Below are 1,186 nucleotides of genomic sequence, written 5' to 3' on the forward strand. Positions count from 1 at the left end.
ATTCGATCTCGGGCGGTCTACCCGCCGCGTCGCTTCCAGTGCCCTATCAATCACCCAGCCTGGAACGCCCTGAACCGCGACGAATTGAAGACCTGGATCACCCATATTCGGCCTTCCCCTGGGTCGACCTCCAGCTCGCCGCCCACCCTGAGAATGCGGCCTACGGTCTGGGTATCCGCCATGTACGACCTTATGCGCTGTTCGTGTTTGAAAACTGGCACAATCTCAACCCTCTCGACTATTTTGCTTTTTATCTTGAAGACCTGACTTTTCCCGTTGCCGCAGATTATGTGTTGGGTTCGATATATCCCCAACAGTTTCTGGCCATCCCCTCCGAATTTATTCCTGAAGGTGAGGTGTCCAGTTATGGTCGAGTGATTCGCATAGGCAGCGGCAATGAAAGCACCTCTCCTGTGCGAACCCTTTTGATCAAGACCGACCGCCCCGGTGGTGTGGACAAAGACCCCGGCAGTCCGTGGCATACCGGCCTGGTCATGCGCGTAGAAGGCTTCCCCGAAGGATCGAATATTGGCGCAGGCGATGTTGTGGGCGGCCTTTGGTGCCTGATTGATCTGTACGAACACATCCGCCAGAACGATGTCATCGAGCTGTCCTGGGATGGCGAGTTTGTGCAGCATACCGTGAGCCCGGCTGAGGCGGCCGGGTCAGGACCGATTCGGGTCTTTGTGCCCAAATCGATCATTGATAAGGGGGGGCAACTTGGGAAAGTGACCCTTCGGTTTCGTGTGCATGATGTGGTGGAAAACTTTTCCGGGGAAAAGTATCAGTATTCCAAACCTTATTTCCTGGACGCCGAATTGGACCCTTCGCTGTTGGGGCCGCCGATTTTCCTGGTGGACGGCGAAGAGCTCGAATCCAGGCAGATCGACTTCGATACCCAGAGTGGCTCAACCTTCGAAGTGATCGCCCTTACAGACAAACAGTTTCCGTCCCCCCTCCCCAGGCATCAGATCATTGTGACGTTGCTCGGGATGCTCGAAGACGGCACCACCCAGACAATTGTGCTGCAGCCGGTTACCGACAAGAACCTCGGTTTCACCTTTGTTCCGGTGGATGCCAGCATCATCGCTCAATGGGTTGGCGGCTCATTTCGGGTATCGTTCGAGTGGCAAACCGCCGCCGGCGTGTCGCTGGGGCAATCGGGCAGCACTACCATCACCGTGGT

Annotated in this window: 1 pseudogene; it reads left to right on the forward strand. The window is 56.2% G+C overall.

From position 1 onward, the window contains the following. Nucleotides 1-1,186, forward strand: a pseudogene (locus tag FIV35_RS29755) (YncE family protein); the annotation flags it as partial.

Origin of the sequence: Pseudomonas rhodesiae, assembly GCF_007858255.1 — a bacterium.
GTDB classification, from domain to species: Bacteria; Pseudomonadota; Gammaproteobacteria; order Pseudomonadales; family Pseudomonadaceae; genus Aquipseudomonas; species Aquipseudomonas rhodesiae.